This window comes from Pseudoalteromonas sp. J010 (assembly GCF_003934235.1).
Lineage (GTDB): Bacteria > Pseudomonadota > Gammaproteobacteria > Enterobacterales > Alteromonadaceae > Pseudoalteromonas > Pseudoalteromonas peptidolytica.
Map to the genome: position 1 here is coordinate 82,272 of NZ_RDBW01000008.1, position 21,529 is coordinate 103,800.

Sequence of the window (21,529 nt, forward strand, 5' to 3'; positions counted from 1 at the left end):
GAATAGCAAAATTTTTGCCTTGCCTAAATGGATGTAGGTACCTTAGCGATAGCAGGACGCGGTAGCGGAGTTATCGACAAGTTTTTCTCGCCTCAAAATCGACCACTTAATTAAGAAAATTGGTATAACTCGCGCCCGATTGATTTCTTTAAATTAGGCAAGTAGTAAAAGCTTAACTGAAAAACTTAGGACTCAAGTTTTGAGCACTAAAGGTAAAATAGTTAGAGTTCAAAATGGCTATGGATCCCAGTGCCATGAAGCAGTTCGTATTTTTCAAGTAAACCGTTATCCAGTGTGACTAAACTAATTGCCGAGTCTGAGACCAAATAACCATGGTCTTTGATAGAGGAAGGATGTTTGCTAACAGACAGTTGCCAACGTTTAGTAAATAAATTTAGCGGACTATATTTGGCATACAAAATGGTATCTAGTTTGTCTAACACCTTGATCAATGGCTTTGGAAATTCATTTTTGATACCAGAAGCAGTAAGTTGCCAAATTCGGTTGTCATGACGGCCAAAACGCGCTTGAACCGAGAAACAAAATGAATAGTGTACATCACCAGATAAGATAATTGTTTCTTTCGGGGTATCAGGACGCTTGAAGATTTCAATTAGCTTTCTTGCAGCGCCTTCGTGTGCCATCCAGTTTTCAACATCCACCATTAAAGGCTCACCACAGGCATTAAAGACAGCTTGAATCGTCTCAATCGCTTTAACGCCAAATACAGGGGCTGGACTGACCATCAATACTGCACGATGGTCGATAAGCGTATCTTGCAGCTCCATCAACATTTCCCAGTCTAGAAGGCCACTTGGTTCATTAAAGTTTTGTTCGTTGCGCCAACGATGTGTACGGGTGTCTAATACCACTACCTTTGGAAAGGTATCTAGGCAATAATGCCAACGGGTAAAACGACGTACTTGCCTATCGAACGCATCAAATTGCCACTTTTTCTCATGTAAGCTGTTTTTAAAACCGTCAAGCAGCGCACGACTTTGCTCAAAAGCATCGTTTCCGATCCCTTGAAATAACCAATAGCTGATCACACCATTATTCACTATCCTGCGGCTCACTTTATGATTTGCAATGGCCTGTTCCCACTTTGCTGTTAAGTTCCAGTCATCCGTCACATCATGATCGTCGAACATCATCAGAATTGGGACATTTGCACAAAGACGCTCTGCGCTTGATAAGGTATTAACAAAGTCCTTTATGGCAATAAGCTCAGAGTCAAATACTCGTTTATTGCGCTCGTTATTTCCCTCATAGACTAGCGCATCAAAATCGACAAGCTGCCACGCAGTATGAGAAAAGTTTAATAAATAACAAGCTACAAACTCTTCGAAGAAGATAAGGTGATTAAACGCTTTCACGCTTGAGAAGTGTGCTTCATCCTTTCGAAACCAATACCCTGCAGAAAACTTTGAACGTGATTGCCAAGGCGTTTTTGGTAAGTATTGATGACGCTGATATAACTGAGCTTGCGCATCATCTGGTAGCTCAATCTCCAGTCTTGTTTCCGTGAAGAGGTCTAGACGTTGGATCAGCTGCCGGACAGCGAGGAATGTGGCTCCTGCAACGTCATCTGCATATATCTGATCACCTGAAAAAATACATAAGTCAGCCCCTATCTCTCCTAGTTCACGTTGCTGTGCTTGCCACAGATCGGCTGTATGCAAGCTGTCTTTCGAGTGGTGGTGTGGGTTGCGACAAGAGCCGTGTAAAATGTGAGTTAACTTATCAGGAACCGCAAATTGCAACGTTTCGCCATAACGCAAATACTCTGGACTAAAAGTATTTTCATTGATTAATAACACATAGCTTATGAGTGTATTTGTTGGCAAACTATTTTTTGGACGTACCAGAAGCGTGTACAAGAAGCACGCTCCGCCCAGTTGTATTTCTTCAACGTCACAATCGCTTTCAAAGCCCGTGAGTTTTACTTCAGCACTAACCGCTTCGCTGGTGGCAAATTGAATACAAACTGTACTTTTATCGACGCGCCTAAGTAAAGGCGCCATCAATACCAGTGGTAGCTGATTACGTTGTGCTGCCATGTTGGCGGTTTACCAAGTTGAACAACGAATAGAAATTATTGCTAGTCTGCTGAGCCAGTTCTTTATAGCTAACCCCTTTTAGATCAGCGATAAAATACGCCACATCTTGCACATATGCAGGCTGGTTAGTTTTGCCTCTGTGTGGAACAGGAGCCAAATAAGGAGAGTCTGTCTCAATCAGCAGCCTATCCATAGGAATTTGCTTTACCACATCTTGTAATGCTCTGGCATTTTTAAATGTCACAATACCAGAAATCGAGATATAAAAGCCCAAATCCAAAGCTTGTTTGGCCATTGGCCAGTCTTCAGTAAAGCAATGTAATACGCCACCACAATTTTGCGCATTGTGCGCTTTCATAATATCGATTGTATCGCTTTTGGCGTCACGAGTATGAATAATAAGTGGTTTTTGTAACTGATTTGCCACCTCAATATGCCCAGCAAAGCTCTCTTGCTGCACTTGATGAGTCTCTTTGGAATAATAATAATCTAATCCAGTTTCACCAATAGCAACGACCTTTTCGTTATTAGCCAAGTTACGGAGCTTATCAATATCTAGTTTATCTTTTTGGTCTAGGGGGTGTACACCACAAGAAGCTGAGACATCGTCAAATCCAGAAATTTTCTCGAGCATAGCGGGAAACTGCTCTAGAGTAACGCTAACACATAGGAAATGTTCGACCTGTTTTTGTCTCGCATTATGTAATACTTCTTCAAGGCTTAAGCCTAATTTTTCAAAATCTAATCTATCTAAATGACAGTGAGAGTCTACAATCATACTGGCTCTACATTGTGTAAGTGGGTTTATCTGAGTTCAAGGCTGCACCCAGTAATTTATTTATTTTATCGTTTAAGGCTGGCGCGTCAACAAACGCCACGCCAACTCCTGGTGGATTAGAGTTTTGTGCCCCTTGTGGAGTTAACCATGCCACAATGACCTCCACCTCATCAGCTTCTAAGGCATCAGGAAGCGTGACTCGTAGTGTTAACTCCTGTCCCATCTCAAAATGGGCATTTGACTTAATGAATATACCCCCTGACTTCAAGAACGGCATATAACAGCGATAGAGCTCATCCAAGTCTTCAAAATCCGCAAGTAACTCTTGCATGTACCACCTCTTTATAACTGTTTTTGTAAGGCAAAAAGCAAATTTGAAATGCTAAGGCTTTGATTTAACCCTAACACATTTTTTTGTTCATACATAAAACGATGTATAAGGTTTAATAACGCCTGATACTGTGTAAAGCTGAGGCCCGCTTCTGATAGCATCGCAGACTTAACACGACTTAGCAAAAAGCGTGCAAATACATCACTCAACGAAGTGTGTTTTAATAGTATCTTTTCAACTTGCAATGCACTCTCGCCATCGAGCTTATTCGCTGCATTAAATAACTGTGTTACCTCATCGATAAGCCCTTCCTTTTGCCACCCTGAAATCACAAAGGGCTGAAGTGAAAACTCCTGGATCCAAGGAAGGTTAGACCCGAGATCGTGCTCTGCTAACCATTTCGCAGCTTCTGTCAAACTCGGCGAGTGAATTGTCACTTTGTTGCAGCGGCTTAACACCGTCGCTGGCAATTTGCTATCATCATCACTGGTTATGAGTAAATATCTGTTAAAATTAGGCTCTTCCAGTGTTTTTAATAACGCATTTGCCGCAGAATGTGTCATCAGATGTGCTTGCTCGATTAGCGCAACTTTACTCCCCCCTTGCTGAGCTGAGTGGTTTAAAAAGTTGGTGATATCTCTGATCTCATCTACACCTATCGATTTACCATCAGGCGCGACAATAAGTTTGTCAGGGTGACTACCGGCAAGATTGAGGCTGCATGCTTTACAGTTCCCACAGGCAGTCAGTGTCTCAGCCCTATTGCAAAGCAAGGCATTAGCCAAATGTCTAGCTAGTACGCCTTTGCCTACGCCTTTTTTACCCGACAACAAATGTGCATGATGCAAACGGCCAGCTTGCTGCGCTCGGGCTAGTTGATTAAGGGGAGTATGATGCCAACTTGCAAGCATATTACACTCTCGAGCTTAACTTAATATGTTGATCAATAAGCTTATCTACAAGTTCAATACTCTGCGCAAGCACGGTTGATTTACTCTGACTTGCATCAATTACAGTAAAGCGCGTTGGGTCATTTTTTGCCTGTAGCAAGTAACCTTCCCGGGCACGCTGCAAAAATTGTTGCTGCTCATCTTCTAGCCTATCTAACCCTTCCCCTCTTGACTTGACTCGCTTTAGTCCCTCTTGAGGGTCAAGATCTAATATGAGGTTCATGTCTGCTTTAAAATCTCCCAACGCGAGCTGATTAATCGTCGTTATGGTGTTGAGATCCAGCCCTCGTGCGTAGTGTTGGAAACTAAACGTCGCGGCGTCAAATCGATCTGAAATAACCACTTTACCTTGTTCAATGGCTGGAATGATTTTTTCCCGCACATGCTGTGCTCGTGCCGCAGCAAACAACATCAATTCTGCCATTTCAGTCATTTCGGGTGTCGAAGGATCGAGAATGATTTCACGAATTTTTTCAGATATTTTTGTTCCACCTGGCTCTCGAGTCATCACAACTTCAATACCACGTTGTTTTAGGTGCGTTTCTATGCCTGAGWTAACAGTTGTTTTACCTGCACCATTGCTGCCATCACRGGCCAGCATAAACCCTTTATTCATAACAAGGTTGTACTCATCATTCTTATTTGCTGTGTATTTTATCGTGTTTCTGGAAATTATTCATCGCTGTTCTCATTATAATTAACACAATAACATGACTATTCAACCTGAGCTTCGGATAAGTACCTATCATCATTTCGCTAGGCAAAGCAGTGATTGAAGAACTCACTAAGACTTATAGACATAGATAAAAACCATCCCCTACTTTGCCGATTTCACCTGTATTGATTCCAAGCGCAGAAATATAGACTACACTGACAAAGAACCAATACCTGCGCGATAGAGACATACTTATACCAATTTGACTTAATACTTGCTCAATTTGAAGGAGTAAATCTGACGCTAACAGCGTTAAAAATTTCTTATTTAGAACAACTAAATAGCGAATTTTTTTCCTCGTTATCGACAAGATTTTCTCGCCTCAAAATAGACCACTTAATTAAGAAAATTGGTATTATTAAACTCACTACGGAATAGTTATTTTATGCAAGGTCGATTAATTTGTACTATTTTGCTGCTCTTGAGTCTTCACAGTGGGGCTATCCAAGCGAAAGCCAATGTCAGCATAGACATTGCAGTTGGCCTAGAAAATTTTGATTTTCAGCCACTTTTTGAAGAGTTTAGTGCGCAGACAGGCATCAAAATAAACATTTTAGCTTTCAATAATAACCAACTAAAAAGTGAGCTATTACAATACGCAGATGCCATGCAACTCCCCGATGCTGTAATTATTCCCAGTGATTATATGGGCTTGTCTGAATTACGGTTTTCAACTATACCGTCAAGTTGGCTTGCAGATAAACTCACACTGCGCGTCAAAAACACGAGTAAAGTGGGCGGAGTAATAAAAGGCATCCCCCTCATGTATGGTAATCATCTAGTACTCTACTATAATCGCTCGCTTGTACCCGAGCCAATAACAGATCTCCAACACTACATCCAGCAAGGCCACTTTAAAGCGCCCGAGTTAGGGTGGAATTTTTATGAAATGTATTGGTTTATTACCTTTGTGAACGCTCTACAGGAAGAGGTTATTTTATCTGATCAGCCTCATCTCGACACGAGAGCGATGCGTTTGGCCTTGTCAAATTACCAGTTACTGCTAAACAGTGGCATTATTGACGCAGATTGTGCATACCAGTGTTTAATGAATCGTTTTAAAAGTGCGCAATTACGCTACTTTGTGAATGGCATTTGGGCGTATCAACAACTCAAAGATACTCTAAAAGATAACTTAGCAATCGCTTCCTTACCAAGATGGGGAGGACATCAGCTCATCTCGTTTGCATCATCCCACGTTTTGGCTTTTCCTGCGAACGCAGTCGAATCGGAAAAAAAGCCGCATTTGAAATTACTAGTTGAATTTATGCAAAGCCAACGTGTTCAAGATCGTCTTTGGGATGAGTTAAAAGCGCTACCAACAAATTCTGACAGCCTAGACAAGTTAACAAAGCGAAAAGATATTGCGTTAATACAGTTAATCGCCTCACTTAATCATACTTACCCACAGCCCAATGAACCCATTATGGCCTATATTTGGGAAGCCATACTCAAAGGCCTAACACGCTATTTAGGTGGGGTGTATAGCGTTGAAGATACCACTGAGTATATGCAGTTTATTGTCACAAAGTCGCAGAAAAATGAAACAAAAGCACAGCATCGTTAAAGAAATAAAAAGAAAAATTACGACATTATTCTCAATGTTTTTATTGATTCTAGTCGCGATGGTTAGCTTTGCTCTGTTAGAACAACAAGCAGCACTCACACAGGAAGACCTTAAAAGAACAGGAAACAGTCTGGTCAACGATTTTAAAGCACAGATCAATGAATTGATCTATCAACTCGCACCGATAAGTGAAGACTACATACTGTCAAGTTTGCCCAACAACTTATTATACACTCAGCATGCGATCAAGGTACTCACACAGGTTGTTGATAATAACGCGATGATTAAATCCGCTTTGATTAATGATGGCTCTGTTTTTACAGTAGAGGGATACCCGTTTTACACCTTAAAATGGAACAGCAAAGTTTTCTCTGCATACACTAATCAAGTGCTATCAGAGCAAATGCGAACACTCAAAGTTAAAAAACGTGTCGTATCAATGGCCGATATTAACGGCTCCCAAACAAAAGAAGCAAAGTTATTCTTAGAAATACCGCTCAGACAAAAGCAGTCATCTTTGATGCGCCCGTATAACCACACTGGCGTACTCTTTCTTGAACTTGATTTACAGCCATTCTTCGAAGCGAGCGAAAATAGCGGTATTATATCGTTAAAAAGTGGCGATTTAACGTTAGAAGGGAGCGCAGAGCTGCGACATGACCAAACTGATTATCAAGATATTATATATTCTGCTGATGAGGACGGTATAAAACTAGAGCTGTTACTACATCGTCAATCCACCCCTTTTTCAAATGACATCATCAGAGCAATACTACTCATCATATCTTTTGGTTTGATTTTAGTTGCGCTACTAGTTTGGTATTTAAGAAAGTTGTCAAAACGGCTCATTAATCCAATGTTGGTGTTGGAGCGCCACTGTGATCGGTTGAAGCAAGGCAACTATGTAACGACTACTCACGACTTTGAATTTAAGGAATTGCAAACATTACAAGTTACGCTTAACCAATTAGCCAAGCAAATTAAGTTGCAAATTAGCTCTTTAGAACATGAAAAAATAAAAGCGCAAAGCTCTGAACGCGCCAAAGCCTTCTTTCTAGCCAATATGAGCCATGAATTAAGGACACCACTTAACGGTATTTATGGCGTATTTCAGCTAATGAAACATCATAGCGATGCGATCAACTCAAACGAATTGGTCACTCAAGGAATGACATCAACAAAAACATTACTCAGTTTATTAAACGACTTACTCGACTTCTCAAAAATTGAAGCGGGTGAATTAAAAGTGGAGACTGTTGCAGTTAATTTGATCCGTATCGCAACGGAAGTTAAACATGAATTTATTCACACGGCTGACAATCTCAAGGTACCCTTGATAGTTGATTGTGAAAAACTAACCTCCCCTTACAGGTTGGCAGATCCTTTGAGGCTAAAACAAATCCTCCGTAATTTGGTCTCAAATGCGGTCAAATTCACCAGTTCTGGAGAGATCCGTATAGTCATGAAAGATGCTGGAAAATTAGTATCTATACAAGTTATTGATACCGGCGCAGGCATTAATGAAGCGACCGTCGACAGCTTATTTAAGCGCTTTCAACAAGCGGATCCCTCTACAACGAGAAAATATGGTGGAACAGGGCTAGGACTTGCCATCGTAAAACAACTTACTGAGCTGATGGGTGGCACCATTTGTGTACAAAGTGAAGAAGGTGTTGGTAGTGAATTTAAGCTTGAGCTAAACCTAAGTATTTGCGCTACACCTTTGCTGCACGCACACCAAGATATACATGCCGTCCCCCAACTCAAAGATAAAAACTTATTGTTGGCCGAAGATAACCCGTTAAACCAGAAAATATTTAGCGCAATGATAAAGCCAACTCAAGCCCAGCTAGTTATCGCCAAAGATGGTGAGGAAGCGATAGAACTATATAAAAAGAGAAGGCCCGATATTTTCTTTATCGACATTCAGATGCCAAAAAAAGACGGCTTGGAGGTATGCGCAGAAGTTAGGCTTGATAACAAGCAGATTCCATTAATTGCGGTGACTGCAAATGTAATGTCAGGAGAGCTTGAAAGTTATCAAAAGCTTGGCTTTGATGCCTGCGTTGCAAAGCCTATCGATATGAAAAAGCTCTATGAAGTAATTAATACACTCATCCAGTAAAGGGCACTTTTGCCCTCCTTCAAACAAAAACATGTATTAAGATCATAATAATTTCAATATATTCACATTAGGTAAACATTGAATGTGTCACACTCCGGTAATCAACTTGTGGTGTGGCTAAAAAACAGTAGTGATATTATCGACAGGGTTTTATCGCCTCAAAATAAATCATAAAATTAAGAAACTTGGCATTCAAATTTAAAGCTTATCACGCAGCCAACGCCCAGATTCACCCCTTAGCATTCAAAATTACTAATTGACCAGATATTCAACTTCATAGGAGTCAGAAGGAATGACAACCATTGTTTATAACGCCATTACAGCAGAGGTAGCCTGTGATAGCAGAACCACTACAGACAAGATTATTGTTACAGATAATGCCCAAAAATGGTTTGACCACAATGGCTGGAGGGTATTTTGCACAGGTCAAACGTGCGATATACATAACCTAGAGCACAACTTTACCAACAGCCAGTTTGACAAAATAGAGAGTTTAGAATTTATAAAATATCATCCACGCAAAGGGGTGTGGTATGGCTATGTCAAACATGGCACCTGCAAATCAGAGCCACTAACACAATCCTATGCTATTGGCTCTGGTCAGCAAGCAGCGATGTTTGGCCTTCTCAGCGGTTTTGATACCGTTGAAATTATTGAACAGGTCAAACAGATTGATTTTCGAACCGGTGGAGCGGTTCACAATTTTAAAACCACCCTACCACTTACAACAGGTTGAGCCAATATTGAAAAAACTGGCCTAACAAAGCAGCATGGGCTTAAATCACAGATAACTCGACTGCAATATTTCCGCGCGTAGCATTTGAATAAGGACATACTTCATGAGCCTTGTCGACCAATGCGCGCGCCGTTTCTTTGTCTAATTCCCCAACTGAAACAGCTAACTTGACTGCAATCCCAAAACCGCCTTCAATCGGCCCTATAGCAACCTCGGCATTAATATACGTATCATCTGGCAATGTCACTTTTGCCTTTCYCGCAACTAGTTTTAATGCACCAATAAAGCATGCTGCGTAACCTGCTGCAAATAATTGCTCTGGATTAGTACCTTGACCGTCATCGCCACCAAGTGCTTTGGGTGTTGATAACTCGATATCAAGACGACCATCATCAGACTTCGCAGTGCCTTCTCGTCCACCAGTCGCGGTCGCGTTAGCTGTATACGCTATACTCTGAAGTGCTTTCATCTTATTCTCCTCAATTTCATACCATTTGGATAATCACTCAAATGCTAGCAAACACAGCCTGTACTCCAGATGAAGTCATGCATGTTGCCAACAATTTATTTTGCACACAAAATAATATGTGAAAGCATTTAGAATTGCAAATACTTTGCGTGCAAATTAAAATACCTTATCAATACAGTAATAAAAGAATACGATGAATTACGCACAACTAAATTTAGATAGACAAATTTGTCATCGTTTATACATGGCTTCAAATGGCATTGCCCGAGCATACCGAGAATCTCTGCTTGAGCTTCAACTCACTTATCCGCAATATGTGGTCATGATGGCGCTGTGGGAGCAAGACGAAATCAGCATTGCTGAGTTACTAAAAAAGACGGCTATCGATGGCGGCGCAATGACACAGATTTTAAAGAAAATGACCGACAAAGCGTTGCTTACTATCATTAAAGATGAGCAAGATAAGCGCAAACGGGTTGTAAAACTGCAAGTTAAAGGTAACGAATTACGACATCAAGCGGCGAGCATTCCAGAACAAATTCGCTGTAAATTTCCGAGTATCAGCGAGGACAAAGCAACAGCACTTATTGCGTTACTAGATTTGATCAATCAAGATTTAGCGAGCGCTGACTAAACGTATTTTTATGAGGAGTGTTCATCTGTGTAAGCCATAAAAGTGGTTTCAAACTGACGCTCTCTTTCTCGGTGTATTCGAATGCAGAGCATCTAAGATAGCCTTACTTCAGTGACGCAATTATCACTCAAAGATGATAACGTTTAAAAAGTCGCTTGCAAGTGCTGCAAAAATGCCGTGATTTTTTTTGCAAGGTGTTTTCGTCCCGCGTACAGCGCATAGAGCACGAGGTCTTCTGGCGGATGCTCCAAGTTTATTGGTATAAGTTCGCCTTTTTCGATTTCAGATCTACATGCCTCTACTGGTAAAATAGCAAAACCAAGTCCTTCTAGCGCTGCTAATTTGGCCACGCTTCCACTGTTTACTCTAAAGCTTGAATTAACATGTAGCGTTTTTAACTGCCCATCTTCTAATTTAAATATCCAAGGTGTTCCGTTTAACGCGGAGAGTGTTGAGATGCAAGGTAAACCCTGCATATCTGATAAAGTAAATGGAGGCACATGTTTTTTAAGTAGGTTAGGTGCTGCAACTACAACGCTTGGTAATCGCGCAAGCGCTCTTACCACCCAGTTGCTATCTTCAAGGTTACCACGATGGAAGTAGAGCACGAGGTCAAATCCATCGAGTAAACTCTCCCTTGGACTAAGGCTAGTATCACAGCTGTTTGAGACTGAAGGATAAGCGCTACAAAATGTCACGATTGCCCTACCAAGTATTGGTATATCGGGCATCAATATGCGCAAATGCCCTGTCGGCGTGCTTGCATGTCTAGTTACTTCTTGCATCGCATCTGATAATGACTCAAGCAGCGGCTTTGTACTCTCATACAGTTGCTCACCTGCTTCCGTGACAGAAATCCTTCTTGTTGTGCGCTCTAATAATCTTGTATCGAGCTTTTCCTCTAGTAAGGCGATATGTCTACTTACATTTGAAGTCGGGATCCTTAAAAGCTCGGCGGCTTGTTTAAAGCTCAAACATTCATAAACACAATGAAAACTCTTTAACCACTGATGATCTACTTGGTCAGTCATTTTATTAGCCCAAAAAGTGGGTTTATGTATCCAATATAACGCACTTTATTACCTTACTGAGGTTAATACAATCATATTCTCTTTTGTTAATTTGATTATGGATATATATGCTTTCAGCCTCGTTAAACAACTCAGTGCACTCAAGTGCCACATTTGGATTATGTTTTGCCATACATTTTCTACTCGCTTTGGATGCTTTAATCATTGTTCCTTTTAGCGCGCAAATGGCGCTTAGTACTCATACCAATCCTGCAAATTCAGGACTATTAGTTGCAGTTTATGCAGTTACTGCCTCACTCGTTTGTTTATGGGTTCGTGGCGGTGAAAACGCTGGTAACGAAAGTCGCAAACTCATTTGCCTACTACTCGCAGCCGCGTTTTTTACGCTTTGCACTGCGTTGCTCAATAGTTTTTACTCGCTTCTAGTTGTACGAGCATTAACCGGCCTTTGCGCGGGTGCAGCACTTGTACTTAATCTTAATCTTGTTGTTTTGCTCAGCGACCACCACAACCAAAAAAGAAATACAGCGATATTACTAAGCACATTTCCTTGTGCCCTTGCGATAGGAATACCCGTACTTTTATTTATCACCGAACATGTCGGCTGGCAGTCGAGTATATTTTTATTAGGCTGCTGCTTGGCTATCACTGCGCTGCTGTTTCTGTTAATTTTTATGCAAAAGCATAAGAGAAATATACCAGCGAATGTCAATCATGAGTGTCAAATAAAACAAAACAACAACCATCTATTTAATAAAAAGCTAAGCTTTGCCCTACTCTTTAGCTTTGTTGTTGTGATGAGCACATTTATCATTTCAACTCAGTTTCCCGTCATGCTAATAACCAACTTCAGCACTTCCAATACGTCACTTAGTTATTGCTACCTACTCAGCGGTGTGTGCTCATTTATTGTCATTCAGCTATATGCGAGAAGTAAGTTTAGTAATRGAACCACATCGTATTTAGTTTACTTCCTAAGTGGGGTTATGCTACTGACTGTGTTGATTGGCTTTAATACGAGTCAAAGTACATTCTCAGCGACACTTTTTGTACTTTTTATCATTGCGAGCTCTTGTCGTTCAATGATTTTGGTAACAGAACTTATTGTTGCTTTACAGGCGCAAGAGCGTAGTGCCTTTATTAGTTTACAAAATGCAATTCAACACTTTGCAATTGCTGCAAGCGGCATCTTCGCAAGTCTATTGGTCAAAACTGAAGACAATCAAACACTGAATTTTAACGCCCTAGTCGCTGTAGCTACCCTATTAATCAGTGTGACGATAGTCATGTGGAAGCATGTTAATAGATTAGGCCATAATTTCACCAGCGAGAGTCAGTAATTGAGTATTAGATAACTCGATTCTATAAGTCTTGTACCAATTATCTTGATTAAAAGGCCTATTTTAAGACAAAAATTTGCTATTTATTTGTTCTAAATAAGAAATTTATAACGCAATTAGCGTCAGATTTACTCCTTCAAATTGAGCAAGTATTCAGGCTAATTGGTATTACTCTACACGCCCCCCTATGCGATAATACTCGTGAATACGATTCCTTTATGGTGGTAACTTATTTACCACCATATACACATGACCTTATACAGTTGTGATACCATCACCGCAGATGTTGGCCAAAACAAAAATAGTTAAATAGCACCTGGACTTTATGACAAATAAAAACCAATCGGAAACACCAAATAACGCTCAGAATATCCCAACCATCTATTGGCATGATTACGAAAGTTGGGGGGCTACGCCGCAAAAAGATAGACCAAGCCAATTTGCTGGGATCAGAACGGATCTAGATCTCAACATTATCGGTGAACCTTTGATTGAGTATTGTCAACCAGCTCCTGATTACCTCCCTCACCCTCAAGCATGTTTGGTCACTGGGATCACGCCGCAACTAGCGCTAAAAAAAGGCCTCACTGAGGCAGAGTTTATGGCTAAGATCCACACCGAATTTGCAAAACCGCAAACTTGCGTTGCTGGGTACAATAGTATCCGCTTTGATGACGAGCTCACCCGTTATAGCCTGTATCGAAACTTTTATGATCCATACGAGCGTGAATGGCAAAATGGCAATAGTCGATGGGACATTATCGATCTTGTTAGAGCATGTTACGCACTGCGCCCTGAAGGGATTGAGTGGCCAACCAAAGAAGATGGTAACCCCAGCTTTAAACTCGAGCATCTAACCGTTGCCAACGGTATTGAACATGGCGCAGCTCATGATGCACTAAGTGACGTTACTGCAACCATTGCACTGGCAAAATTGATTAAAACTAAACAGCCTAAACTGTACGATTTTTACTTTAACCACAGACATAAAAAGGCCGTGTCGAGCCTTATCGATGTCTTTAATATGCAGCCTTTAGTGCATATCTCTTCGATGTTTCCAGCTCAGCAAGGTTGCACTACGTGGATTGCCCCGATGAGTTTCCATCCTATTAATAGCAATGCCGTGATCTGCTTTGACTTGACTCAGTCGCCTGAGGTACTGAACGATCTTGACGTTGAGGCGCTTAAAGAACGGCTGTACACAAAACGCAGTGAGCTGGGCGATGATGAATTGCCGGTCGGGCTTAAATTGCTTCATATCAATAAGTGCCCATTAGTGGCCCCCGCTAAAACCTTGTTGCCAGAAAACGCAGCAAGGCTAGGGATTGATCGCGAGCAGTGCCTTGAAAACTTAAAATATCTCAAAGCGCGACCAGAGTTAAGAGATAAGGTCGCTGACGTATTCAGCGATGACAAAGGTTTTGAAAAGCCGAGTAATCCAGATTATCAACTCTATGATGGCTTTACTAGCAAAGCAGACAAAGCCAAGTTTGCAATAATTCGCAATGCCTCACCACAAGAACTCGCAACTATGGAGCTAGATTTTGAAGATAACAAGTTCAACACAATGTTGTTTCGTTACCGTGCGAGAAATTGGCCAGAGTCACTATCACCTTTAGAGCTTGATAAATGGCGTAAATACTGCCAAAACAAGTTAATGCACAATGATGACAACCCATCCATTTCGGCTGAAGACTTTATGCTTGAGCTAGAAAACCTTGTTGCTGAGAATGAAGGTAATGAGCGCAATATGCAAATATTAAAAGCGCTTTATCATTACGCACAAAGCTTATAGTTGGAATAGGCGTGCCTTTGGCCGCCTATTGCTCTTGCCGATTAGCCATTTCCAAGTACTTTGGCAGGATCGGTTTTTGTAGCCTGCCAAGCTGGATATAAGCTTGCAACTACCGCCATAAAAAACGTCGCTAGTAGGCTGATGTAAATATCAGTCCAAATAATTTTACTAGGCAGGTACTCGATAAAGTAAACACCTTCCAGCGGGTTATCGTCGCTCATGCTAATCCAAGCTTTAAAAATATCGGGAATATTGATGGCGATAAAAATGCCAATTACCGTGCCTAGCAGTGCACCGATCCCAGCATAGGTCACGCCTTGTAGCGCAAATGTCGAAAAAATCGTACTGTCTTGTGCGCCCATGGTTTTTAAAATAGCAATATCGGCTCGTTTTTCTTTCACTTCCATCACCATGGAAGACACGATATTAAAGCTAGCTACCGCTATAATTAAAAATACGACAAGATAAACAATGGTGCGTACCATCTGAATATCTTGATATAGCCCACCTTGTGTTCTGAACCACGATGATACATAGACCAAATCGGGCAACGCTCTGCCCGCAGATGTCGCAATGTATTGCGCTTGGAATACGTCACTCACTTTCGCTCGTAAATCCGTTACCTGATCCTCTCTAAATCCCATCGCCTCTTGCAGTGCGCCAAGTGGCACTAAAGCTAATGTTTGGTCAACTTGCCCACCCATGGCAATCAGTCCGGCCACAGTGGCAGTTAATCGCTTTGGTGCAGCCAATGGATTGTCGGAGTGCTTGTTTGCGACCAATAGCTGCACATTATCTCCGATCGCGACGTTCAGTTTGTTTGCGATCCCCTTCCCAATAATGACTTCACCCGGCTTCAACGCTGGTAGCTGTGTTCCTTGGATAAATTCGCCAATACTTGAGACTGCGTGATGCCTATGCGGTACAACCCCCTTCAACTGGGTAGCTTTCAACGTACCTTTATACTGTACCATTGCGGTTAAATTGATTTCAGCAGTCGCACTGACAACGCCTCGTTGATCTTCCAAAATATCAACCTTTTGTTGCCATGACTGAATGGGGTCATAAGGTGCTTGATAACTCACTTGCGGGACCACAGAAAGCAGCCGCTGCTCTAGTTGTTCTTCAAACCCATTTATCACTGATAGCGCAATAATTAACACCGCCATGCCCAGCATGACGCCAAGAGTTGAGGCCCTTGTTAGAAAACCAATAAAGCCAAGCTGACGCTTAGACTCTCTAAAGCGTTTGCTCAAAAAGTAACTAAGCATCCTGATATACACCTACTTTACCGTCATCCAGTTGCACCGCACGACCAAGCTTGTCAGCTAGCTCTAAGTCATGGGTTACGACAACAAAACTGGTTTTAAGGTGATGATTAAGCTCAGCCAGGAGATCATAAATTTTAAGTGCATTGTGCTTATCGAGATTCCCTGTAGGCTCATCTGCAAGCACCAGATCAGGCTCAGTTACTAACGCTCTGGCAATTGCAACTCGCTGCCTCTCTCCACCTGAGAGCTCCGAAGGTTTGTGGTTAGCACGATGGCTAAGGCCAACTTTATCGAGCATATTTAATGCTTTTTCTTGTGCTTGCTTAGTTTTCAAACCTTTAATCAATAACGGCATTGCTACGTTTTCTAACGCACTAAACTCCATCAACAAGTGGTGAAACTGATAAATGAAGCCCAAATATTTGTTTCTAAATTCAGCTTGTTTTGCACGTGACAGCTGACCAACTTCGACACCTTTAATTTTCACACTACCTTTAGATGCTTTATCTAAGGTGCCTAGAATGTGTAGTAAGGTACTTTTGCCCGAGCCTGAGCTACCCACTATAGCTAGCATTTCGCCCTGTGTGACTGTAAGATCAACCCCTTTTAAGACAGTTACTTCGGATTTACCATCTTGGTAACTTTTAACCAAACCTTGACAGTCAATGACTAAATCACTCATATCTTAATACCTCTGCTGGCAGCACACTGGACGCACGTTTGGCTGGGTACAAAGTGGCTAAAAAGCTAAGTAAAATGCTACCCATCGCCATGATCATTAATTCTGTTTGTTCTATTTTGACAGGAAGTTCAGCGCCGCCAAGCAACTGAAGACCGGCAAGATGTAATGCTTCATTTATGTAATTAGAGAGTAATAACCCACCAAAAATCCCTAGTATCGTTCCAAAAATACCATTATACATGCCCTGTGCCATAAAGACTTTAGCAATCATTTGTGGTGTGAAGCCAAGTGTTTGTAAAATCGCAACCTCTCCTTGCTTTTCACTTACCATCATTGACAACGCTGAGATGATATTGAACACCGCCACGATCACTATCAACCCTAATAACAATGACATGATGCGCTTTTCCATCGCTACTGCAGCAAACAATGTACCTTGCTGAGTTTGCCAGTCCTGGGTATCAAGCCCTTGCAACAAATGACCTGCTTGTTGATAAAAATCTGGTAAATTAAACGCATCAAATAATTGAATATTGAGATCATATTGCTCTGGCTTTTTGCGCATTAGCCGTTGCAAGCTTTTGCCATCCGCAAATGCAAGGTAAGTATCGGCTTCGCTCTGACCATCATAAATAGCCGCAACCGTAAATAAACGCTGCGTTGGTGTACGGCCAAGTGGAGTATATGTGGTGTACTCTGGCATAATTATACGGATTTGCTGACCAATACTTACACCTAGTTTGTTTGCCAAATAACGGCTCAATGCAATTTGGTACTTGTGCTTGTGTAGCCGCGTTAGACTCCCGCCACGAATAGCATCATCTAGGACACTTTCGTACCCTTCAAACAACCCCTGTAACTGCACGCCTACCAAGTCTTGATTGGTTTGTAAAATCACATCACTGGTAACATAGGGTGATACTTGCTTGACTAATGGGTGATCTTCTATCGCCTTTAGTTTTGTCTGATCGAGTTGCTCACTTTCCCTAATTTGCACATGTGGGATCAGATCAAGCATCGCAGCTTTGAGGGTCTGCTCAAATCCATTCATAACCGAACTTACCGTGATCAAGCTCATCAGCCCAAGTGCTATACCCGCAATAGAGAAAAATGAGATAAACGATATAAACGCATTACCTTTAGCTGCGCGGCTATATCTTAACCCAACAAAGAGGCTAACTGGTTGAAACATAATCTATCTCGTAAAAAACTGCTGAACGGATACTATCATACTCAAAAACAGATTGATGGCTGGAAAACGATAAAAAATGTGACAAACTATAAATTTTTGTGGCCTTGGATAGAAAAAGTGCAGTCCTAGTTGAGGCGTAAGACCTTGCTTTGGGTTGTCGTATTATTTAAATCAACATTGTGACGTAACGGCTTTAAAGATAAAAGCTATATCTAGCCGTTTGATACATATCGGTTACTCTAACAAAAGAAAAAAGCGGAGCATAATAATGTTCCGCTTTCAAAAAATTTAGTTATAACTAGTTACTTAATGTCGTTATCTATTTTGAGTTAGGTCTTTAAAATAAGATTTGATGCCTCAAACAGACTCAATATTAAGTGGGTGAGATCTTTATTGCTCTAAGTAACAAATAACAGCAGCTTGTTTTGGGTTACTTTGCGTATCTTCAATTAAATAACTCGCTTTCTTACTGTTTTGGCATAAACACATGTCATAATGGTTGATCATGTATGCGTTACCAACAGCATCTTCATCTGTTTTTTGGATGCTGCAAGTTGGCTCTCTCCAAATTGGATCCCAGCCACTTTGACCAATTGCAACAATTTTTATATTTTGCTGTGCAACTTGTACTTTTGCTTCTTGGGTTTCTTGCGCTGATACAGATAGTGCTACGAATGCAGCAAGTGCGGTGATTAACTTTTTCATTTTGTTCATCCTTAAGTATTAATTTGGTTTACGAAGATCTAATCCCAGAACTTCGTAAACGCAGCCATTCTATTCCGAAAATAATCAAGGTCAAGAATATAATAATTAAAATTTCATTAATGAAAATGTTGCGACAAAAAATAATCCCGCTATTTTCAATAAATATCTAGCTTAATATTAGGTATTAGTAATAATGGACAACATTATTGGCTTTCAAGGTTTGCTTATCATTCATACTTAAAGATTAAGCGAGTTTACACTGTCGGCTCTTTTATCACTTCAATCTGCTTAATTGATAAACCTTGGATCTCTATTACTTTAAATTTAAATCCCTCGACCTGAAGAGACTCTCCTTCCACTGGAAAATGTTTTAGTCTATGGATCACAAATCCAGCTAACGTTTCTATCGCTTCTATTGGCTCGAACTCATATTCAATCACTGAAGTTTGAAAGTCTTTAATCGACATATCACCTTGTACCAACCAACGAGCGTTGTCTTTTTGTCTAAATTGCGCCTCTATCGCTTGATCATCCTTTAATGCAATCAGATTTAAAATACTCGAAAGTGTGACCATACCAACTACAGTAGAAAACTCATTAATCACGACAGCACAATTGCTCTCATGACTTTTCAGACCATCCAGTGCATCAGATAGACTCAATGTATCCAACAATATGACAGGCTTATGGAAGTCATGGTCGTGACCATCCAACAGTGGCCGATTAGCGAGTATATTACTTAACAATTGCTTCGCCTCAGGTGCAGCAACCACTTTATCTAACGAACCATCACAGAGTAAATACTGTTGAAAACTATGACGCTGGATCAGACTACTTAGATTCTCTTCTGACTCTTGAACATCCAGCCACACAATCGCATCACGATTGATCATCGCCTGGGTAATATTGGTTTGGTTAAGATCCAGCACATTCCCAATAATATTGTACTCATGTTCACACAGCTCACCTTGCTCTGCGCTCTGGTCAACCACAGCATAAATATCATCTCGTGTTACTTGTTCATCTCGTTCGTTAGGCAAATTAAATAATTTAATGATCCAGTCAGCAAAGACATTAAACAACCAAATAATCGGCTTAAACAACCAAACACTTGCTAACATCRAGGATATAAAGCGCATCGCAATGTTTTCAGGAATGACCATCGCTATTCGCTTGGGTAGCAAGTCAGCAAAAAGTACAAACAACGATGTGATCAATAAAAAAGAGAGCACGGTGGAAATTTGCAGCAAAACCGACGCATACACTGCAACATCAGCAAAAATAAAACTGGCTACCCAATTGAGTAATTGCAGGATATAGGGAGTGAAAACAGACTCACCAATCATACCTGCAACAATTGCCAATGCGTTCAACACAACTYGCACTGCTGCAAAAAATTGATGCGCGTTTGCCTGTAAGTACAATACTTTCTTTGCCCTGACATCACCAAGATCAAATAAAGTTTGTAATTTCACTTTACGCGCCGCAGCTAATGAAATTTCACAGAGTGCGAAAACCGCACTCAAAGTGATGAGTAAAAGTACCCAGAAAAAGTCCACAAATATGCCTAAAATTAAAACTATCATTCAGCGCGATGTATACGCTTATTTTGGCTCTTTGGCAATCTAATTTATACCAAGTGCAGTACGCTCACTAATGGATGAAAATATATTAAGTGTCTGCTTATCACAGAGTGCTATTTGCTGAACTTATCTCTCAATTTAAACTCTAGTACTTGGGCGTTGATACAATAACGGTCTTCTCCCTTTGGCCCTTCATTTTTAAAAACATGACCTAAATGGATCCCGCTACTTTTAGACCGAATTTCGGTTCTTACCATGGCGTGACTCAAGTCTTGATGATAGGTGACGCTTCCCTCTACAGGGTGAGTAAAAGAGAGCCAACCAGTACCAGAGTTAAATCTATCTCGAGTATCAAATAATGCTTTGCCACTGAGTTTATCCACAAAAATGCCATCTGGAGTATTTTTAAAAATATCGTACTGTTTACAGAATGGCCGTTCGGTTCCCTTTTGAAAGGCAATATTAAAAGCCTCAGAGCGCCCTAGTTTAAAAGCCCCTAGTGCTTTATAGAAGTCACTCCTTTTCATATAACCCTGGAAACCATATGATTCTTTACCATTCTCCGTAAAAAGAATCGTTGGCGTTGCCCAAGTTGCGGTCTTAATGGTTAAACCCTGGAGTTGATCTGCAAAGCGAAAATGCAGCGGAATATCACCTTGATAATCATTAATGACCTCTTTTTTAAGCTTTTCGCAGTATGGGCAGTAGCTCCTAGAGTCGATAATCACAATATGCTTTCCCGTTAAGAGCAAGCTGTTGTCAACCTTAGCTTTTTCAGTTTCCTCAAAGGTCACGCCAGTACTGTGATCAGGGCAATAGCCATTCGGGTTTTTAGCCAAATAGTTTTGATGGTACTCCTCAGCTGGGTAAAACTTTCTGAGTGGCTTAATAGAAGTTTGGATCTTGCCAAAACCCGCATTACTCAGGCGTTGCTGAAACTGCACTTTTAGTGCCTCAGCCGTATCACCCTGCTGCGTATCTGAATACAGTATAATCGAGCGATATTGAGTTCCCACATCATTTCCTTGCCGATTACTTTGGGTCGGGTCATGGCTCTCAAAATACGATTTCAACAAGGCTTCTGTCGTCAATAAATTTGCATTGTATGTAACTTTCACTACCTCAGCATAATTATTCTCATCAAATCGTCGACTTGCCTTGATGATTTCTTTATAAGTTGGGGTAAAGCCTTTGCCATCAGCATAACCTGATTCAGCGTCAATCACACCGGTCATTTTCTCATAACGMTTTTCAGGCCCCCAAAAACAACCAGAGCCAAGGACTAACGTTTTTATATGGTTACTCGCGCCATCTACTTTAGGCTCTGGCATACCAGTGCCCGCGTTTGCAGTGATTGCACTGCCCGCCAAAATCAATCCCCCTGCTGCCACAGCAAGATACACCATTTTCATTTTTCACCTCTCACAATACATGCGTAATTAACTAACCTTGCAATAACGAGCACCTTTCTCGATGTAAGTACACAAAGTAGATATAAACTAAATGTTATTTCTTACGTATTGGATCAGACCGACAGAAGTTAATGATTCTTTCATCTTCCCTCT

Annotated in this window: 19 protein-coding genes; 6 read left to right on the forward strand and 13 right to left on the reverse strand. The window is 41.0% G+C overall.

Annotation, left to right across the window (positions count from 1 at the left end; genetic code table 11):
- Window positions 1-221: 221 nt before the first annotated feature.
- From EAG18_RS05735 to tmk, 5 genes are read right to left on the reverse strand one after another with little or no spacing between them, the layout of a single operon-like run.
- On the reverse strand, window positions 222-2,060 hold the full coding sequence (locus EAG18_RS05735; RefSeq protein ID WP_125251440.1) for an alkaline phosphatase D family protein: 1,839 nt from the start codon (window positions 2,058-2,060) through the stop codon (window positions 222-224).
- Window positions 2,044-2,838, reverse strand: a complete 795-nt coding sequence (locus EAG18_RS05740) for a YchF/TatD family DNA exonuclease (protein ID WP_125251441.1) — start codon at window positions 2,836-2,838, stop codon at window positions 2,044-2,046. Before EAG18_RS05740 ends, EAG18_RS05735 begins: the two co-directional genes overlap by 17 nt.
- Window positions 2,839-2,845: 7 nt before the next feature.
- Window positions 2,846-3,169, reverse strand: a complete 324-nt coding sequence (locus EAG18_RS05745; RefSeq protein ID WP_125251442.1) for a PilZ domain-containing protein — start codon at window positions 3,167-3,169, stop codon at window positions 2,846-2,848.
- An 11-nt stretch (window positions 3,170-3,180) separates the two neighbouring features.
- Window positions 3,181-4,080, reverse strand: a complete 900-nt coding sequence (gene holB / locus EAG18_RS05750; protein WP_125251443.1) for a DNA polymerase III subunit delta' — start codon at window positions 4,078-4,080, stop codon at window positions 3,181-3,183.
- Window position 4,081: 1 nt separating this feature from the next.
- Window positions 4,082-4,735, reverse strand: coding sequence for a dTMP kinase (gene tmk / locus EAG18_RS05755; protein WP_125251444.1), 654 nt, complete (start codon window positions 4,733-4,735; stop codon window positions 4,082-4,084).
- Between the two features lie 484 nt (window positions 4,736-5,219).
- Between tmk and EAG18_RS05765 the strand changes: the two genes are divergently transcribed.
- The 3 genes from EAG18_RS05765 to EAG18_RS05775 all read left to right on the forward strand — a co-directional run bounded on the left by EAG18_RS05765 (window position 5,220) and on the right by EAG18_RS05775 (window position 9,262).
- A complete protein-coding gene (locus EAG18_RS05765; RefSeq protein WP_125251446.1) occupies window positions 5,220-6,401 on the forward strand; it encodes an extracellular solute-binding protein in 1,182 nt (393 codons plus the stop codon).
- Window positions 6,376-8,526, forward strand: coding sequence for an ATP-binding protein (locus EAG18_RS05770; RefSeq protein WP_125251447.1), 2,151 nt, complete (start codon window positions 6,376-6,378; stop codon window positions 8,524-8,526). The genes EAG18_RS05765 and EAG18_RS05770 overlap by 26 nt, the downstream gene beginning before the upstream one ends.
- A gap of 292 nt (window positions 8,527-8,818) precedes the next feature.
- On the forward strand, window positions 8,819-9,262 hold the full coding sequence (locus EAG18_RS05775; protein ID WP_125251448.1) for a hypothetical protein: 444 nt from the start codon (window positions 8,819-8,821) through the stop codon (window positions 9,260-9,262).
- Between the two features lie 40 nt (window positions 9,263-9,302).
- Here EAG18_RS05775 and EAG18_RS05780 read toward each other — a convergent pair whose 3' ends face one another.
- Window positions 9,303-9,731 carry an organic hydroperoxide resistance protein gene (locus tag EAG18_RS05780; RefSeq protein ID WP_125251449.1) on the reverse strand — a complete coding sequence of 143 codons (429 nt, stop codon included), beginning with the start codon at window positions 9,729-9,731 and terminating at the stop codon, window positions 9,303-9,305.
- Between the two features lie 193 nt (window positions 9,732-9,924).
- Here EAG18_RS05780 and EAG18_RS05785 point away from each other — a divergent pair, with 193 nt between their 5' ends.
- A complete protein-coding gene (locus EAG18_RS05785; RefSeq protein WP_125251450.1) occupies window positions 9,925-10,365 on the forward strand; it encodes a MarR family transcriptional regulator in 441 nt (146 codons plus the stop codon).
- A gap of 143 nt (window positions 10,366-10,508) precedes the next feature.
- Here the strand turns inward: EAG18_RS05785 and EAG18_RS05790 are convergent, their stop codons facing one another.
- A complete protein-coding gene (locus EAG18_RS05790; protein ID WP_125251451.1) occupies window positions 10,509-11,396 on the reverse strand; it encodes a LysR family transcriptional regulator in 888 nt (295 codons plus the stop codon).
- A gap of 107 nt (window positions 11,397-11,503) precedes the next feature.
- On the opposite strand from EAG18_RS05790, the gene EAG18_RS05795 reads away from it, so the two are divergent.
- Both EAG18_RS05795 and sbcB read left to right on the forward strand, forming a co-directional pair.
- The gene (locus EAG18_RS05795) at window positions 11,504-12,736 is read left to right on the forward strand and encodes an MFS transporter (protein ID WP_125251452.1); all 1,233 of its coding nucleotides are present in this window, start codon (window positions 11,504-11,506) and stop codon (window positions 12,734-12,736) included.
- A gap of 325 nt (window positions 12,737-13,061) precedes the next feature.
- Complete coding sequence (gene sbcB / locus EAG18_RS05800) at window positions 13,062-14,531, forward strand: exodeoxyribonuclease I (protein ID WP_125251453.1); 1,470 nt, start codon at window positions 13,062-13,064, stop codon at window positions 14,529-14,531.
- Window positions 14,532-14,572: 41 nt separating this feature from the next.
- Here the strand turns inward: sbcB and EAG18_RS05805 are convergent, their stop codons facing one another.
- The 6 genes from EAG18_RS05805 to msrA all read right to left on the reverse strand — a co-directional run bounded on the left by EAG18_RS05805 (window position 14,573) and on the right by msrA (window position 21,376).
- A complete protein-coding gene (locus tag EAG18_RS05805) occupies window positions 14,573-15,802 on the reverse strand; it encodes a lipoprotein-releasing ABC transporter permease subunit (protein ID WP_125251454.1) in 1,230 nt (409 codons plus the stop codon).
- Window positions 15,795-16,484 (reverse strand): lipoprotein-releasing ABC transporter ATP-binding protein LolD, encoded by a 690-nt coding sequence (gene lolD / locus EAG18_RS05810; protein WP_125251455.1) that lies wholly within the window; start codon window positions 16,482-16,484, stop codon window positions 15,795-15,797. The genes EAG18_RS05805 and lolD overlap by 8 nt, the downstream gene beginning before the upstream one ends.
- Complete coding sequence (locus EAG18_RS05815) at window positions 16,477-17,676, reverse strand: lipoprotein-releasing ABC transporter permease subunit (protein WP_125251456.1); 1,200 nt, start codon at window positions 17,674-17,676, stop codon at window positions 16,477-16,479. The genes lolD and EAG18_RS05815 overlap by 8 nt, the downstream gene beginning before the upstream one ends.
- Before the next feature lie 390 nt (window positions 17,677-18,066).
- A complete protein-coding gene (locus tag EAG18_RS05820; protein WP_125251457.1) occupies window positions 18,067-18,381 on the reverse strand; it encodes a hypothetical protein in 315 nt (104 codons plus the stop codon).
- A gap of 254 nt (window positions 18,382-18,635) precedes the next feature.
- A complete protein-coding gene (locus tag EAG18_RS05825) occupies window positions 18,636-19,940 on the reverse strand; it encodes a hemolysin family protein (RefSeq protein WP_125251458.1) in 1,305 nt (434 codons plus the stop codon).
- A gap of 137 nt (window positions 19,941-20,077) precedes the next feature.
- On the reverse strand, window positions 20,078-21,376 hold the full coding sequence (gene msrA, locus EAG18_RS05830; protein ID WP_185745559.1) for a peptide-methionine (S)-S-oxide reductase MsrA: 1,299 nt from the start codon (window positions 21,374-21,376) through the stop codon (window positions 20,078-20,080).
- Window positions 21,377-21,529 lie beyond the last annotated feature (153 nt).

Bases quoted from the DNA above. Each gene is read 5' to 3' on its own strand.
- EAG18_RS05735 (WP_125251440.1), bottom strand. From the start codon at position 2,060: ATGGCAGCACAACGTAATCAGCTACCACTGGTATTGATGGCGCCTTTA.
- EAG18_RS05740 (WP_125251441.1), bottom strand. From the start codon at position 2,838: ATGATTGTAGACTCTCACTGTCATTTAGATAGATTAGATTTTGAAAAA.
- EAG18_RS05745 (WP_125251442.1), bottom strand. From the start codon at position 3,169: ATGCAAGAGTTACTTGCGGATTTTGAAGACTTGGATGAGCTCTATCGC.
- holB (WP_125251443.1), bottom strand. From the start codon at position 4,080: ATGCTTGCAAGTTGGCATCATACTCCCCTTAATCAACTAGCCCGAGCG.
- EAG18_RS05765 (WP_125251446.1), top strand. From the start codon at position 5,220: ATGCAAGGTCGATTAATTTGTACTATTTTGCTGCTCTTGAGTCTTCAC.
- EAG18_RS05770 (WP_125251447.1), top strand. From the start codon at position 6,376: ATGAAACAAAAGCACAGCATCGTTAAAGAAATAAAAAGAAAAATTACG.
- EAG18_RS05775 (WP_125251448.1), top strand. From the start codon at position 8,819: ATGACAACCATTGTTTATAACGCCATTACAGCAGAGGTAGCCTGTGAT.
- EAG18_RS05785 (WP_125251450.1), top strand. From the start codon at position 9,925: ATGAATTACGCACAACTAAATTTAGATAGACAAATTTGTCATCGTTTA.
- EAG18_RS05790 (WP_125251451.1), bottom strand. From the start codon at position 11,396: ATGACTGACCAAGTAGATCATCAGTGGTTAAAGAGTTTTCATTGTGTT.
- sbcB (WP_125251453.1), top strand. From the start codon at position 13,062: ATGACAAATAAAAACCAATCGGAAACACCAAATAACGCTCAGAATATC.
- EAG18_RS05805 (WP_125251454.1), bottom strand. From the start codon at position 15,802: ATGCTTAGTTACTTTTTGAGCAAACGCTTTAGAGAGTCTAAGCGTCAG.
- lolD (WP_125251455.1), bottom strand. From the start codon at position 16,484: ATGAGTGATTTAGTCATTGACTGTCAAGGTTTGGTTAAAAGTTACCAA.
- EAG18_RS05815 (WP_125251456.1), bottom strand. From the start codon at position 17,676: ATGTTTCAACCAGTTAGCCTCTTTGTTGGGTTAAGATATAGCCGCGCA.
- EAG18_RS05820 (WP_125251457.1), bottom strand. From the start codon at position 18,381: ATGAAAAAGTTAATCACCGCACTTGCTGCATTCGTAGCACTATCTGTA.